Annotated in this window: 14 protein-coding genes; 7 read left to right on the top strand and 7 right to left on the bottom strand. The window is 72.5% G+C overall.

What is annotated here, in order from left to right:
• Nucleotides 1-20 precede the first annotated feature (20 nt).
• Together AB0B98_RS20755 and AB0B98_RS20750 are read right to left on the bottom strand one after the other, a co-directional pair.
• Nucleotides 21-1,496 carry a leucyl aminopeptidase family protein gene (locus AB0B98_RS20755; RefSeq protein ID WP_357364586.1) on the bottom strand — a complete coding sequence of 492 codons (1,476 nt, stop codon included), beginning with the start codon at nucleotides 1,494-1,496 and terminating at the stop codon, nucleotides 21-23.
• Between the two features lie 147 nt (nucleotides 1,497-1,643).
• The gene (locus AB0B98_RS20750) at nucleotides 1,644-1,811 is read right to left on the bottom strand and encodes a DUF3117 domain-containing protein (protein ID WP_007455245.1); all 168 of its coding nucleotides are present in this window, start codon (nucleotides 1,809-1,811) and stop codon (nucleotides 1,644-1,646) included.
• Between the two features lie 190 nt (nucleotides 1,812-2,001).
• Here AB0B98_RS20750 and AB0B98_RS20745 point away from each other — a divergent pair, with 190 nt between their 5' ends.
• Genes AB0B98_RS20745 through AB0B98_RS20730 form a run of 4 tightly spaced genes read left to right on the top strand, consistent with a single transcriptional unit; the run spans nucleotide 2,002 to nucleotide 6,230 of the window.
• Complete coding sequence (locus tag AB0B98_RS20745; RefSeq protein ID WP_091394799.1) at nucleotides 2,002-2,820, top strand: PaaX family transcriptional regulator C-terminal domain-containing protein; 819 nt, start codon at nucleotides 2,002-2,004, stop codon at nucleotides 2,818-2,820.
• Between the two features lie 4 nt (nucleotides 2,821-2,824).
• On the top strand, nucleotides 2,825-3,616 hold the full coding sequence (locus tag AB0B98_RS20740; RefSeq protein WP_238671215.1) for an enoyl-CoA hydratase-related protein: 792 nt from the start codon (nucleotides 2,825-2,827) through the stop codon (nucleotides 3,614-3,616).
• A 59-nt stretch (nucleotides 3,617-3,675) separates the two neighbouring features.
• Nucleotides 3,676-4,974: a DUF1800 domain-containing protein gene (locus AB0B98_RS20735; RefSeq protein WP_357364584.1), complete on the top strand. Its 1,299-nt coding sequence runs from the start codon at nucleotides 3,676-3,678 to the stop codon at nucleotides 4,972-4,974.
• Between the two features lie 14 nt (nucleotides 4,975-4,988).
• Nucleotides 4,989-6,230 carry a DUF1501 domain-containing protein gene (locus tag AB0B98_RS20730; RefSeq protein WP_357364582.1) on the top strand — a complete coding sequence of 414 codons (1,242 nt, stop codon included), beginning with the start codon at nucleotides 4,989-4,991 and terminating at the stop codon, nucleotides 6,228-6,230.
• Between the two features lie 91 nt (nucleotides 6,231-6,321).
• Here the strand turns inward: AB0B98_RS20730 and AB0B98_RS20725 are convergent, their stop codons facing one another.
• Nucleotides 6,322-6,945 carry a hypothetical protein gene (locus AB0B98_RS20725; RefSeq protein ID WP_357364581.1) on the bottom strand — a complete coding sequence of 208 codons (624 nt, stop codon included), beginning with the start codon at nucleotides 6,943-6,945 and terminating at the stop codon, nucleotides 6,322-6,324.
• 13 nt (nucleotides 6,946-6,958) lie between these two features.
• Entirely contained in the window at nucleotides 6,959-7,540 is a 582-nt protein-coding gene (locus AB0B98_RS20720) for a DNA-3-methyladenine glycosylase I (protein ID WP_308193565.1), read from the bottom strand.
• A 113-nt stretch (nucleotides 7,541-7,653) separates the two neighbouring features.
• On the opposite strand from AB0B98_RS20720, the gene AB0B98_RS20715 reads away from it, so the two are divergent.
• Nucleotides 7,654-8,574: a sterol desaturase family protein gene (locus AB0B98_RS20715; protein WP_357364579.1), complete on the top strand. Its 921-nt coding sequence runs from the start codon at nucleotides 7,654-7,656 to the stop codon at nucleotides 8,572-8,574.
• Here AB0B98_RS20715 and AB0B98_RS20710 read toward each other — a convergent pair.
• Both AB0B98_RS20710 and AB0B98_RS20705 read right to left on the bottom strand, forming a co-directional pair.
• Entirely contained in the window at nucleotides 8,519-9,016 is a 498-nt protein-coding gene (locus AB0B98_RS20710; RefSeq protein WP_357364577.1) for an SRPBCC family protein, read from the bottom strand. The two genes, AB0B98_RS20715 and AB0B98_RS20710, sit on opposite strands and share 56 nt — an antisense overlap.
• Complete coding sequence (locus AB0B98_RS20705; protein WP_357364575.1) at nucleotides 9,013-9,645, bottom strand: DivIVA domain-containing protein; 633 nt, start codon at nucleotides 9,643-9,645, stop codon at nucleotides 9,013-9,015. Before AB0B98_RS20705 ends, AB0B98_RS20710 begins: the two co-directional genes overlap by 4 nt.
• Before the next feature lie 156 nt (nucleotides 9,646-9,801).
• Here AB0B98_RS20705 and folP point away from each other — a divergent pair, with 156 nt between their 5' ends.
• The gene (gene folP, locus AB0B98_RS20700) at nucleotides 9,802-10,671 is read left to right on the top strand and encodes a dihydropteroate synthase (protein ID WP_357364573.1); all 870 of its coding nucleotides are present in this window, start codon (nucleotides 9,802-9,804) and stop codon (nucleotides 10,669-10,671) included.
• 67 nt (nucleotides 10,672-10,738) lie between these two features.
• On the opposite strand, the gene ndhC is transcribed toward folP, so the two are convergent.
• A complete protein-coding gene (gene ndhC, locus AB0B98_RS20695) occupies nucleotides 10,739-11,116 on the bottom strand; it encodes an NADH-quinone oxidoreductase subunit A (protein WP_091394827.1) in 378 nt (125 codons plus the stop codon).
• 129 nt (nucleotides 11,117-11,245) lie between these two features.
• Here ndhC and AB0B98_RS20690 point away from each other — a divergent pair, with 129 nt between their 5' ends.
• Complete coding sequence (locus tag AB0B98_RS20690; RefSeq protein WP_357364571.1) at nucleotides 11,246-12,727, top strand: hypothetical protein; 1,482 nt, start codon at nucleotides 11,246-11,248, stop codon at nucleotides 12,725-12,727.
• The last annotated feature ends 42 nt before the right edge of the window (nucleotides 12,728-12,769 follow it).

The raw sequence follows: 12,769 nt of genomic DNA, 5'->3' as shown, positions 1-12,769 counted from the left end.
CCGAGGCTCTGACCCACGCCCTAGTTGACGTCGGCGAGCCAGCGCAGCAACGAGCGGACGCCCCAGCCGGTGGCGCCGCGGCTGACCTCGGCCTGGTCGCCGTCGGCCCAGGACGGGGCGGACATGTCCAGGTGCAGCCAGCGGTCGCGTAGTTCGCCGGTGAACTCGCGCAGGTAGAGCGCGGCCAGCACCGAGCCCGCACCCTGGGTGGGTGCGCTGTAGAGGTCGGCGATCTCGCTGCCGAGGTACTCCACATAGTCGGTGTGCAGCGGCATCCGCCACGCCGACTCGCCGGCCGCCTCGGCGGCAGCCAGCACGCCGTCGGCCAGTTCGTCGTTCTCGCTGTACAGGGCGGCGGTGCGCTTGCCCAGCGCCACCGAGTTCGCGCCGGTGAGCGTGGCCAGGTCGAGTAACAGGTCCGGCTTGAGCTGCTGCACCGCGTACGCCAGCGCGTCGGCGAGGACCAGCCGACCCTCGGCGTCGGAGTTCGTCGTCTCGCTGGTCGTACCGCCGTAGTGCCGGATCACGTCGCCGGGGCGGAACGCCGAGCCGCTGACCATGTTCTCGGCCAGCGGGGCCAACGTGGTGATCCGGACCGGCAGCCGCAGCGCGGCGGCGCCCAGTGTGGCGGCGACGACAGCGGCCGCGCCGGCCATGTCCTTGCGCATCAGTTTCATCGACGCCACCGGCTTGATCGAGATGCCGCCGGTGTCGAAGGTGATGCCCTTGCCGATCAGCACCACGTGGGTGCGCGCGTTGGCGGGGTGCCAGTCCAGTTCGACCAGCCGTGGTCCGCTGGCGGAGCCACCGCCCACGGCGAGGATCCCGCCGAAGCCCTCGGTGGTCAGCTCGGCCGGGCCACGGACCCGCAGTCGCAGGTCCGGAAGGTCGGCCGCGGCGGAGGCCACCTGGTCGGCGAACCACTGCGGGGTCTTCACCGACGAGGGAGTGTTTGTCAGGTCCCGGGCGAGATGGGTCATCGCGGCGGTGGTTCGGGCCGTGGCGACGGTGTCCTCGTACCCGGTGGGGTCGTCGAGCAGCAGGTCGACGCCGCTGAGCGCCGGTTGGTCCCCGGCCTCGGTGAGTCGGAACCGGTACGGGGCGAGCAGCAGCCCCTCGGTCAGCCCACGAACCGCGGCCGGGGTGACCTCGGCCGGCAGCGCGATGGTGATATGCGTCTCAGCCGAAGCTGAGCGGGCCAGTGCCGCGCCGGCCGTCCGCCAGGCCGCCTCGTCGCCGTCACCGATGCCGAGCAGCAGCAGTCGGCCGGGGGTACGTCCGGGGCGCAGCTGGGTGTGGATCTCGCCGGCCCGGCCGGTCAGCCGGGCCGCTGACGCCAGCGCGGCCGCCTCGTCGGCAGTGCCGTCCGGGCCCGCCACGGCGGTCGGCACCGGCTCGGCCGAGGTGTCACCCTCCGCCGTCGAATCGGCGGAGCGGACGAGCAGGACGAGGACGTCGAGCCGGTCGGGCTCGGCGATCAGACGAATGGCGAGCACGCGGAACCGTACCTCCAGGAAAGTGTCGCGGGCCGACGGCGAACCCACCTGCCCGCAGCGTTGAAGACCCTGAGCCACCGGTGATTCCGGTGGCTCAGGGCCTGAAGAACGTTCCGGGCGGCGTGAGCCGCCCGGAGCACTCCTTACTCAGCCGGCCGCTGCCTTCAGTGCGTCACCGAGCGCGTTGGCCTCGTCGGGAGTCATCTCGACGACGAGCCGGCCACCGCCCTCCAGCGGGACCCGCATGACGATGCCCCGCCCCTCCTTGGTGACTTCCAGCGGACCGTCGCCCGTCCGCGGCTTCATCGCCGCCATGTTGTCTCCCCTCAGACCTACACCAGGGTCGGTGGGTTGCCCCACAGCCACTTCGTCACGACCACCCGCAACGGTCGCGGGGGTGTCGACTGACGATTTTCCCTGATGAACACCGCCGGACCCAAACCGGAGCAGCATTGATGTAACAGCATCTAGCTTATCTTGAGAAGGCCTGTCACAATGTGCGGTCATGCAGGCACGGTCGGCACTCTTCGACCTGTACGGCGACCACCTCCGTCCGAGGGGTGGCCGGGCACCGGTTGCTGCCCTGGTCAAGCTACTGGCGCCGCTGGGAATCGCACCGCCAGCAGTTCGCACCGCCGTCTCCCGGATGGTGCGTCAAGGCTGGCTCGAGCCCCTCCGGTTGGTCTCCGGACCGGGATATTCGATCACACCGAAAGCTGCCCGCCGACTCGACGAGGCGGCTGCCCGGATCTACCGGACCGGCCGGGTCACCTGGGACGGCCGATTCGATCTGCTGGTGTTGGAGGCCCCGGGCTCCCGACGGGACCGCCAGCGGCTCGCCGCCAACCTGAGCTTCCTCGGCTACGGGACGCTCGACGAGCAGACCTGGGTCGCCACCCGCCCCGCCGAGGACGTCGACCTGCTCCTCGCCGAGACCGGCATCCGGTTCGAGCGGTTCACCGCCTCGCACTTCTCCGGCACCCCCGGCGCGATGGGCGTGGTCCGGCGCGCCTGGAACCTGGCCGAGATCGGCCGCGCCTACGAGCGGTTCGTCGCGGACCAGCGCCCGCTGCTCGCCGCTGTCACGGTACGCAGCAGCGACGAGGAGGCGTACGCGACGCGGTTCCGCCTCGTGCACGCCTGGCGTACGTTCCTCTTCCAGGATCCGCAGCTGCCCCCGGCGCTGCTGCCCGAGCGGTGGCCCGGCACCGCCGCTGCCAGTTTCTTCGACCGGCACGCAGCCCGCCTGCGCCCGGCCGCCGACCGGTACGTCGAACAGTGCCTCGACGCCGGCAACCGCATCGTCCGACAGAAGGGTCGTTAGACACGTGACCGAGCCGCTGCTGGTCGACCGGACCGATGCCGTCGTCACCCTCACGCTGAACCGGCCGAACGCGATGAACGCGCTCGACGTGGCGCTCAAGGAGGCGCTGCGGGACGCCCTCGCGGAGTTGGAGACCGACAGGTCCTGCCGGGCTGTCGTCCTGGCCGGGGCCGGCGGATCGTTCAGCGCAGGGCAGGACCTGCGCGAGCACGTGGCCACCCTGGAAAACTCCGCCAACGACCCGCTGGGCACCGTGCGGGCGCACTACAACCCGATCGCCGCCCGGCTCGCCAACCTGCCCAAGCCGGTGATCGCCGCGGTCCGTGGGATGGCCGCCGGGGCCGGCGCGTCGCTGGCGTTCCTGGCCGACATCCGCATCGGCGGCCCGTCCACAAGCTTCCTGATGGCCTTCGCCAAGGTCGGTCTCGCCGCCGACACCGGCGCCTCCTGGACGTTGCCCCGACTGGTCGGGCACGCCAAGGCGGTGGAGTTGCTGATGCTGGCCGAGCCGGTCCGCGCCGAGGAGGCCTGCCGGGTGGGCCTGCTCAATCGGTTGACCGACGACGACGAGCAGGTGCTGCCCGTCGCCCAGGAGTTGGCCGCCCGCCTCGCCGCCGGCCCGACCGTCGCCTACGGGGCGATCAAGCGCCAGCTCTCCATCGCCGACGCCGGCACCCTCGCCGACGCCCTCGCCGCCGAGGCGCAGGCCCAGTCGATCTGCGGTGCCACCGCCGACCACCGATCGGCCACCCTCGCCTTCGTCGGCAAGCAGAAACCGGTCTTCGAGGGACGCTGAACGCGATCCGGACGCCTCCCTTACCGTCCTCGAACACGGGCCGCCTAGCGTCGGCGGGCATGAGCGATCGTGAAGCGGTGGCGCACCTGCTGCGTCGGGCCACCTTCGGGCCGACCGCCGACGAAGTGGACGCGGCCGAACGGGCCGGGCCGGCGGCAACCCTGGATCGGCTGCTCACCCAGCCGGCGACGGACCGGGGCGCGGCTGCCACACCGGCCCCGACGCTGCCCCCCGACCCGTACGCCGAGCTGACCAAGGACTCCACCCGCGAGCAGCGGCATCAGGCCAACGCGGAGCGCCGCAAGCAACTCCAGCAGGTCACCGAGTGGTGGCTGAACCGGATGGTGGCCGCCGAGGACGGGCTGACCGAGAAGTTGCTGTTCTTCTGGCACGGGCACTGGGCAACCAGCGCACAGAAGGTCAAGTCGGCGCGGCTGATGGTGGGCCAGTTGGAGACGCTGCGCCGGCACGGCCGTGGACCGCTGGGCCCGCTGGTCGCCGCGATGGTGCGCGACCCCGCCCTGATCGTCTGGCTGGACGGGCAGAAGAACACCCGCAAGGCACCGAACGAGAACCTGGCCCGCGAGCTGATGGAGCTGTTCACCCTCGGCATCGGCGCCTACAGCGAGGCCGACGTGAAGGCCGGCGCGCGGGCGTTGACCGGCTGGGTGGTCGACCGCCGTACCGGGGTGGCCCGCTTCGAGCCCAAGCGGCACGACCCCGGCGAGAAGAACATCCTCGGGCAGAGCGGCCGGTTCGACGCCGAGGCGTACGCCGGTCTGCTGACGGCCCAACCGGCGGCGGCGACCTTCGTGGCCGGTCGGCTCTGGTTCCGCTACGCCGGCCCCGAAATCCCGGCGCCGGAGGGTCTGGCCGGCGCGGACACCATCGCGACAGTGCGCGCGATCTTTTCCGCACCGGCCTTCGCGCAGACCCGGGGCACGCTGGTGAAACAGCCGGTGGAGTGGTTGGTCGGTGCGCTGCGGCAGCTCGGCATCCGACCGTCAGCGCTGCCCGAGCAGCAACGTAGACAACTGCTGGCCGGTCTGAACGCGCTCGACCAGGTGCCGTTGCGTCCACCGAGCGTGGGCGGATGGCCGGCCGGGTCCGCCTGGCTGACCACCTCGTCGTTACAGGCCCGGCTACGGACGGCAGGGGTGCTCGCCGCAGCAGCAGCACCATCGGTGCTGGCCCGGCTGACCGCAGCGCCCACCGCCGGCCGACCGGACGCGCTGGCCCGACTGCTGGTGGTCGACGCTTGGAGCGGGCGCACCCGCGCCGCGCTCACCCCGCTGGCCGGTGAGCCCCGCAAGCTGCTGGCCGCCGGCCTGGTCAGCCCCGAATACACAGTCAGCTGAGCGGAGGAGTCGACATGGACACAGTGACCCGACGCAGGTTCCTGCTGACCAGCGGAGTGGTCGGCGCTGGCGCGTTGGCCGCCGGGGCCGGCGCGTACAGCATGCGGGACCTGCTGGACACCAGCGGGGACCGCGACCCGCAGTCCCGCACGCTGGTGCTGGTGACCCTCTACGGCGGCAATGACGGTCTCAACACCGTCATTCCGTACGCCGACCCGGCCTACCGGGCGGCCCGCCCCGAGCTGGCGTACCCGGACGGGGAGGTGCGGCGGTTGGACGACGACTTCGGCCTCAACCCGGCACTGGCCGGCCTGCACCAGCGCTGGTCCGGCGGTGGGCTGGCGATCGTGCGCGGGGTCGGCTACCCGAAGCCGGACCGCAGCCACTTCCGGTCGATGGACATCTGGCACACAGCGCAACCGGACCGGCCCGGCAACACCGGCTGGCTCGGGCGGTGGCTGGACCGCGCCGGTGGCGATCCCCGACTGGCTGTCTCCTTCGAGCCGGCGCTGCCGCCGCTGCTGGCCGGGGCCCAGAGCGCCGGTGCGGCGGTGCCGGTGTCCGACCGGAAGGCCGCAAAGGGGCTGCCCGCGGCGACACTGACCGCGTTCGCCGCCGCCGAGGCGGGCGAGTCGGCGGCCCGGGGTCGGGCCGCCGCCTGCTTCGCCGACCTGCGGTCGGTGGACGAGATGATCCGCCAGGTACGCGACTCCGCCGACCCGGACACGGCGGACCCGGACGGCGAGCAGGCCCCCGCGACGGCCACCGGCGGGGCCCGCACCCCACTGGACGCGCAGCTCGACCTGGTCGCACAGTGCGTCGAGGCGGGAGTGTCCACCCGGGTCTTCTCGGTGTCGTTGGGTGGCTTCGACACGCACGCCGACGAGAAGCAGTTGCAGGCAGTGCTGCTGGGTCAGCTGGACCGGGCGTTGACCGGGTTCGCCGACCGGATGAGTCGCACCGAGGCGGGCCGGAAGGTGGTGGTGGCGGTCTACTCCGAGTTCGGCCGTCGGGTACGGGCCAACGCCTCGGACGGCACCGACCACGGCACCGCCTCGGACGTGCTGCTGCTCGGCGCGGGCGTCCGGGGCGGCTGGCACGGTGCACCACCGAGCCTCACCGACCTCGACGACGGCGACCTGAAATACACCACCGACTTCCGTGACGTCTACGCCACGCTGCTGGAGCGGGTGCTGGACACCGACCCGGGTCCGGTCCTCGCCGACTGGCGGGGACGAGTGGAGAAGCTGTTCTAGGGCGTGTGTCGATGCCCCTGGCCGGCCTGCGGCGGGCCCAGACGACGGCCTGGACTCCGCCTCGGCTTGACCGAGGACTTCGACACACGCCCTAGTCGTCCTCTTCCGGGTCCTGGTTGGCCTGCTCGCCCAGCACGAACGCCTGCATGGCCAGTTCGTCGCCGGCCGGCGAGACAAAGGCGGGCAGCTCACGGGGGCCCAGCTCCTGCACGTAGGACCAGAACAGCCGAACCGCCTCGGCCGGCGTGCCGGCCTCGATCGGCAGGTCGAGGCTGACCAGCCAGGTGCGCCGCGCCGGGGGCGGGCCGAGCTGGTCGGCCAGCGCCCGGAAGGCCGCCGGCTCCACAGCGGTGACCTGATCGTCGAGCGTCAGCAGGTCGGCCGGCACCGGTTCGTCGAAGGCCCGCCGGGTGTACGCGACGACGAGCGTGCCCGGCTCGACCGGGGACTGCGGGTCGTCCGGGTCTTCGCGGTGGCGTCGACCCCGCGCGGTGACCCGGCCGAGGGCCACCAGCCGTGGCGGCGCGTCGACCAGCACTGCCACCTGGTCGCCCGGCTCTGGCCGGGCGACGTCGGTCAGCCCGGTCAGCTCCAGCGTGTCGTGGTGCACGAGCCGCTCGGCCTCGTACCGTTCGGCGGGCAGCAGCACCGCCCAGGTGCCCACCCCGTCGGCGTTGCCGGCCGCACCGGCCCGGTGCGCGGTCTCGGTCGTCATGCCTGCCATCTCATCACGCCGCCGGTGCAAGGGTGACATGACAGCCGACGATGTGATCGTCGACCATCCCGGTGGCCTGCATCAGCGCGTACGCGGTGGTCGGGCCGACGAACCGGAAGCCGCGCTTCTTGAGTGCCTTGGCCATCGCCGTCGACTCCGCGGTGATCGGTGCCAGCTCGGCGAACGAGGCGGGGCGAGTTGGCCGGGGCTCCGGCGCGAAGGACCAGAGCAGCGCCGACAGGCCCTCCGGGAGCTCCAGTGCGGCACGGGCGTTGGCGATCGCCGCCTCGATCTTGGCCCGGTTACGGACGATGCCGGCGTCGGCGAGCAGCCGGGTCACGTCGGCGTCGTCGTAGCGGGCGACGGTCGGGATGTGGAAGTCGTCGAACGCCAGCCGGAACGCCGGACGCTTGCGCAGGATGGTCAGCCAGGACAACCCGGACTGGAACGCCTCCAGCGTCATCCGCTCGTAGAGCGCGTCGTCGCCGCGCAGCGGCCGCCCCCACTCGGTGTCGTGGTAGATGGCGTAGTCGGGGGTGCTCGACCCCCAGGCGCAGCGAGCCAGCCCGTCGGCGCCGATCACCAGGTCAGTCACCCCGTACACGCTAGGGCATCCGTCCGACACCCCATTGCCACCGGCGGCCCGGCTGCCTATGGCGCTTGTTACCGACCGGTAGGTCGAGGTCACCCGACGGTGCGCCCCGGCCGGTGACGGCGAGCGGAGGCCGCACGGTGAAGGAGTTCCCGGACGTCATCGCCTGGTCGATCCCGGCCTTCGTGCTGCTCATCGTGCTGGAGCGGGTCTCCTACCTGCTGCACCGCGACGACGACGAGGTCGGCTACGGCGGCGCCGACACCGCTACCAGCATGGCGATGGGCCTGGGCAGCATCTTCGCCGACCTGCTCTGGAAGGTGCCGATCGCCGCCGCGTACGCGCTGCTCTACGCGCTCACCCCGCTCCGGGTCGCCGAGCTCTGGTGGACCTGGCCGCTGATCCTGCTCGGGCAGGACTTCTGCTACTACTGGTCGCACCGCGGCCACCACGTGATCCGCATCCTCTGGGCCTCACACGTGGTGCACCACTCGTCGCAGCGGTTCAACCTCTCCACCGCGCTGCGCCAGCCCTGGACCGGTCTGACCAGTTGGGTGTTCTACATCCCGCTGATAGTGGCCGGCGTCCACCCGGCCGTTGTCGCGTTCTGCGGCTCGGTCAACCTGCTCTACCAGTTCTGGATCCACACCGAGCGGATCGACAAGATGCCGCGTTGGTACGAGGCGGTGTTCAACACCCCGTCGCACCACCGGGTGCACCACGCGTCGCAGGGCAGCTACCTGGACCGCAACTTCGGCGGCATCCTGATCGTTTGGGACCGGCTCTTCACGTCGTTCGCGCCGGAAGGGGAACGTTGCGTGTACGGCCTGACCAAGAACGTCGGCAGCTACAACCCGGTCCGGGTGGCCTTCCACGAGTACGCCTCGATCGCCCGGGACCTGCGCGCCGCGGTGACCTGGCGGCACCGGGTCGGACACCTGTTCCGCGCACCGGGTTGGCAGCCGGCAGCGGGCTCCCCGGTCAGGGCAGCCGGCCCTGCTCGACCAGGCGGGCGAACCTCTTCAGCGCCTGGGTGAGGCCGAGCTTGGAGCCGGGCCAGAGCACCGGCCACGCCAGTCGACCGGCCGGGCCGCCCGGCAGGTGGAACCACTCGTGCCAGACGACCTGGGTGCGGTCCCGGTCCAGTTGGGTGCAGCGCAGCACCCCCGGGCCGCGCAGCAGCTGGCCGTGGTGCACGACGCCGATCTCGTACGGCTCGTCGACCCGGACCACCCGCATCTCGTCGCGCAGTGTCGCCCGGCCGAGCGCGGTCACCGCCTCGATCCGGCTGCCCTCGCGCCCGTCGCCCTCGACCACCCGCACGCGGGTGAACGGAATCCAGTCGGATTGACGTTCCCAGGCGAGCAGCGCGGCGAACACCCGCTCCGCCGGGGCCTCGACGATCACCGTGGCGGTCACCTCACCCGCGCCGGGTTGGGCCGCCTCGCGAAGATCGTCAGCGCCCTCCGGCTCGGTCACGCCGACTCCGACCGAACCACCGCGTCGCGCTGCTCGGTGCCGGCCGTCTGCTCACGATCGGCCGACTCGTCGTCGGCGGGCGCGGCGGCGGGCGCCACCCCGTCGGAATCCGCCGGGGACGAACTGGCGGCGGGCAACGGGCCGGGAGTCGTCGAGCCGACCGGAGCTGAGCCTGCCTCGCCGGTCAACGGCGCATCCTCGCCCGGCTCCGCTGCGTCGCCCGACTCGGCCGCGTTGCCCGACTCGGCCGCGTTCGCGGTGCTCACCTTGCTGGCGGACTGCTCGCGGGCCTGCCGCAGCACGTCCGCGTCGTCGGTGCGCCCCTCACGCAAGGCGATGACCTCCGACTCCAGTACGCCGATCAGCTCGGACTTGTAACCGATGTCGTAGGCGGCACGGCGCAACGCCTGATCGACCTGGTCCATCCGGTACCCGCGCAACCCGGTGTCGAAACGGACCGCCCCCACGTCGGATTCGCGCAACGGGCGGGTGCCCGGCAAGGCCACGGCCTGCGAATCCGGCTCGGCCGGCACCAGGCCGGGATCACGCCCACTGACCAGCACCGTCACGCCGAATATCACCGCCGCGACGGTCAACGCCACGACCAGGAGGAGCAGAAGCTGACCCATGTACTGATCGTGGCATGGCAGCCGGCCGGGAGCGACCCCGCCACCCGCCTCGATCACGATCGGTGCCGACGCCCGCCCGGAATCGTGGACGGGCGACCGACTAGCGTCGGGACCGGCCGGCGCGGCGGCGACGGCGCGAACTTCCAGGAGGCGGGCATGGCCGGGGCGCTTCGGCTGGGTGGGCGCACGTTCGCCCCCGGCGAGCTGGTGGTGATGGCGATCATCAACCGCACGCCGGACTCGTTCTTCGACCGCGGGGCCACCTACGCCGCCGACAGCGCGTTGCGCGCCGTGGAGCGGGCGGTGGACGAGGGCGCGGCCATCATCGACATCGGCGGCGTCAAGGCCGGCCCCGGCGCGGACGTGGACGTCGCCGAGGAGATCCGGCGCACGGTGGACACCATCGCCGCCGTCCGAGCCGCGTTTCCCGAGGTGGTGATCTCCATCGACACCTGGCGCGCCGAGGTGGCGACGGAGGCCGTGGCGGCCGGGGCCGACCTCCTCAACGACACCTGGTCGGGCGTCGACCCGGCGTTGGTCCGGGTGGCCGCCCGGACCGGCGCCGGTCTGGTCTGTTCGCACGCCGGCGGACTGACGCCGCGGACCAGGCCGCACCGGGCCGCCTTCACCGACGTCGTCGCCGACGTGGTCGCGACGGTGACCGGGCTCGCCGAGCGCGCTGTAGCGGCAGGGGTACGCCCCGACGGCATCCTCATCGACCCGGCGCACGACTTCGGCAAGAACACCCGGCACTCGCTGGAGATCACCCGCCGACTGGACGAGCTGACCACTACCGGCTGGCCGGTGCTGGTGGCGCTCTCCAACAAGGACTTCATCGGTGAGACGTTGGGCCTGCCGGTGGCCGAACGGCTGGAGGGGACGCTCGCCGCGACGGCCGTCTCGGCCTGGCTGGGTGCCCGGGTCTTCCGGGCCCACCAGGTCGGCCCGACCCGCCGGGTGCTGGACATGGTGGCCTCGATACGGGGCGACCGCCCGCCCACTGCCACCCGCCGAGGGCTCGCCTGACCGGTCGTCGCCGTAACCGCCAGCGAACGGGCGGTCGGACCGACACGATCGCCGGAGGCAGTGGCGCTCAGGTCCAGCGGAGGATGTTCCTACGCCAGGCGTAGAGGATGCCCAACGCGAGCACGGCCACGAACACCGCCATCTCCACCACCGTCACCAGACCGAAGCCCGGCCGGTCGAAGACCACCGCCCAGGGGAAGAGGAACACCGCCTCGACAGCGAACAGCACGTAGAGGTAGGCGTACACGTAGTAGCGGATCTGCATCTGCGCCCAGTCGGCACCGACCGGGTCGAGCCCGCACTCGTAACTGGCCCGCTTGCCCGGCGGGTCGGCTGGACGCGCCGGGCGTAACACCCGGTTGGCCGAGAACGCCGTAACGAAGAAGAGAACGCTGGCGAGCAGCAGGAGCCCGAGCGTCGCGTACGAGCCCAGGTATCCGTTCACAGTCGGCAGCCTACCGTCCGCCCGGACGGGCCGTCCCAAACACGTTACGGATTTGTTTCCAGATGGGACTAGTGCACCCTGGCAACTGTTACCGAATATTGGACACCCACCCATGTCACCGGAGGACAGATGGCCCGCGTGAAGGCATCGCCCGGTAACCGGGCGGAGGGGCGACGTTCCACGCCCCTGCTGGCGACCGCGCTCGCGCTCGGCCTGTTCACGGCGCTCGCCGTGGGGCCGGCCTGGGCCAGCGCGGCCGCACCGGACGCGGACCCGGTCGCGACGACTGCCGAGCCGGTCAACGAGCCGGGAGGCGAGGGGCCCCCGACCACACCGGCGGACGAGCCCACCCCCACCGAAGACCCGGGCGGTGAACCGGAGCCGACCGATCCGGCACCGGAGACCGCCGCGCCACCACCGGAGACGACGCCACCGGCGCCGGTGACCACCGCCCCGGAGGTCCCGCCGCCCGCGCCGACCACCAGCGCGCCCGCGCCGGGCGGCACCACCCGACCGCCCACCCCGGCTCCCCCGGTGCCACCGACGGCGCCTCCGGCCCCGCCAACACCGCCGGCGCCGACGGTCCGCCCGCCCGCCCCGGGTTCGGCGCCGCCGCCGCAGAGCCCGCTGGGCGTGCAGGTCACCACCGGCGACGTCACCCTCACCGAGGCGTACTGGAACACGGCGAGCACGGCCGCCACCCTCCAGGTCACAGTGCACAACACCGGCACCACGACGGAGCAGATCCGACTCTCGTACACGCTGCCCTCCGGGCTGACCGACGCCGGCACGAAGGGTTGCGCCGCCGCCGGTGGTGGGACGTACCGATGCGGTGCCTGGACCGCCGGAGCGGGCGTCCGCTTCAGCACCGTGCTGCGGCTACGGGTCGCTGGCACAGCGTGGAAGCAGATGCCGCTCAGCGGCTCCGTCCAGGTCATCGCGGACGCGCCGGGAGCGGCCGGGGAGGCGACCGACGACCAGGGCTTCGCTGTGCTCTTCCCAGCGGGCCCGCCGGTGCCCGGGATCGCGCTCGCCGCCGACGAGGTGGCCTTCGACATCAGCGGCGGCCCCAGCACCCTCACGCTCCGACTCGGCAACACCGGCGCGGTGGACGCCGCCGGCCGGGTCGAGGTCGTCCTGCCGGCCGGGGTGACAGTGCCGACCCCACCGCTCGGCTGCGTGGCTGTCGACCCGACGCGTACCCGCTGCGACGCCGGCCTGGTGCTGGCGGGCACTACCGCAGAGGTGCAGTTGCCGGTGGAGGCGACGCCGCAGGCGCAGCGGGAGGCGCCGCTGTCCGGGGCCGTGATCGGTCAACTCGATCCACGCAGCGGCCCGACCCGTCGGGTGCAGATGAGCTTCCGGATCACCTCGGCGGCCGCGCTGGCCACGCCCGTGGTCTCCCCGCCCGCGCCGACCGGCTCACAGGGCGTACTGCCCGCCGGTGCCACCACCGGAGACGGCGGGTTGACCTCGGTGCAGCGCACCGCGGTGATCCTGATCGCGGTCTCCACGCTGCTGGTGGTGCTGGCTCTCACGCTGGCCACGACCTCGCTGCGCCGCCGGCTCGGCGGCCCGCCGCCCGAGCCCACTCCCAACCCCGCCGACTGATCGACTGACGACCCCGGCCCCGCGCGGCCGGGGTCGTCGGCA

Origin of the sequence: Micromonospora sp. NPDC048947 (assembly GCF_040649495.1) — a bacterium.
GTDB lineage: Bacteria > Actinomycetota > Actinomycetes > Mycobacteriales > Micromonosporaceae > Micromonospora > Micromonospora alfalfae.
The sequence above is the reverse complement of the archived record's forward strand: the minus strand, read 5'-3'. Positions and strand labels throughout refer to the sequence as shown.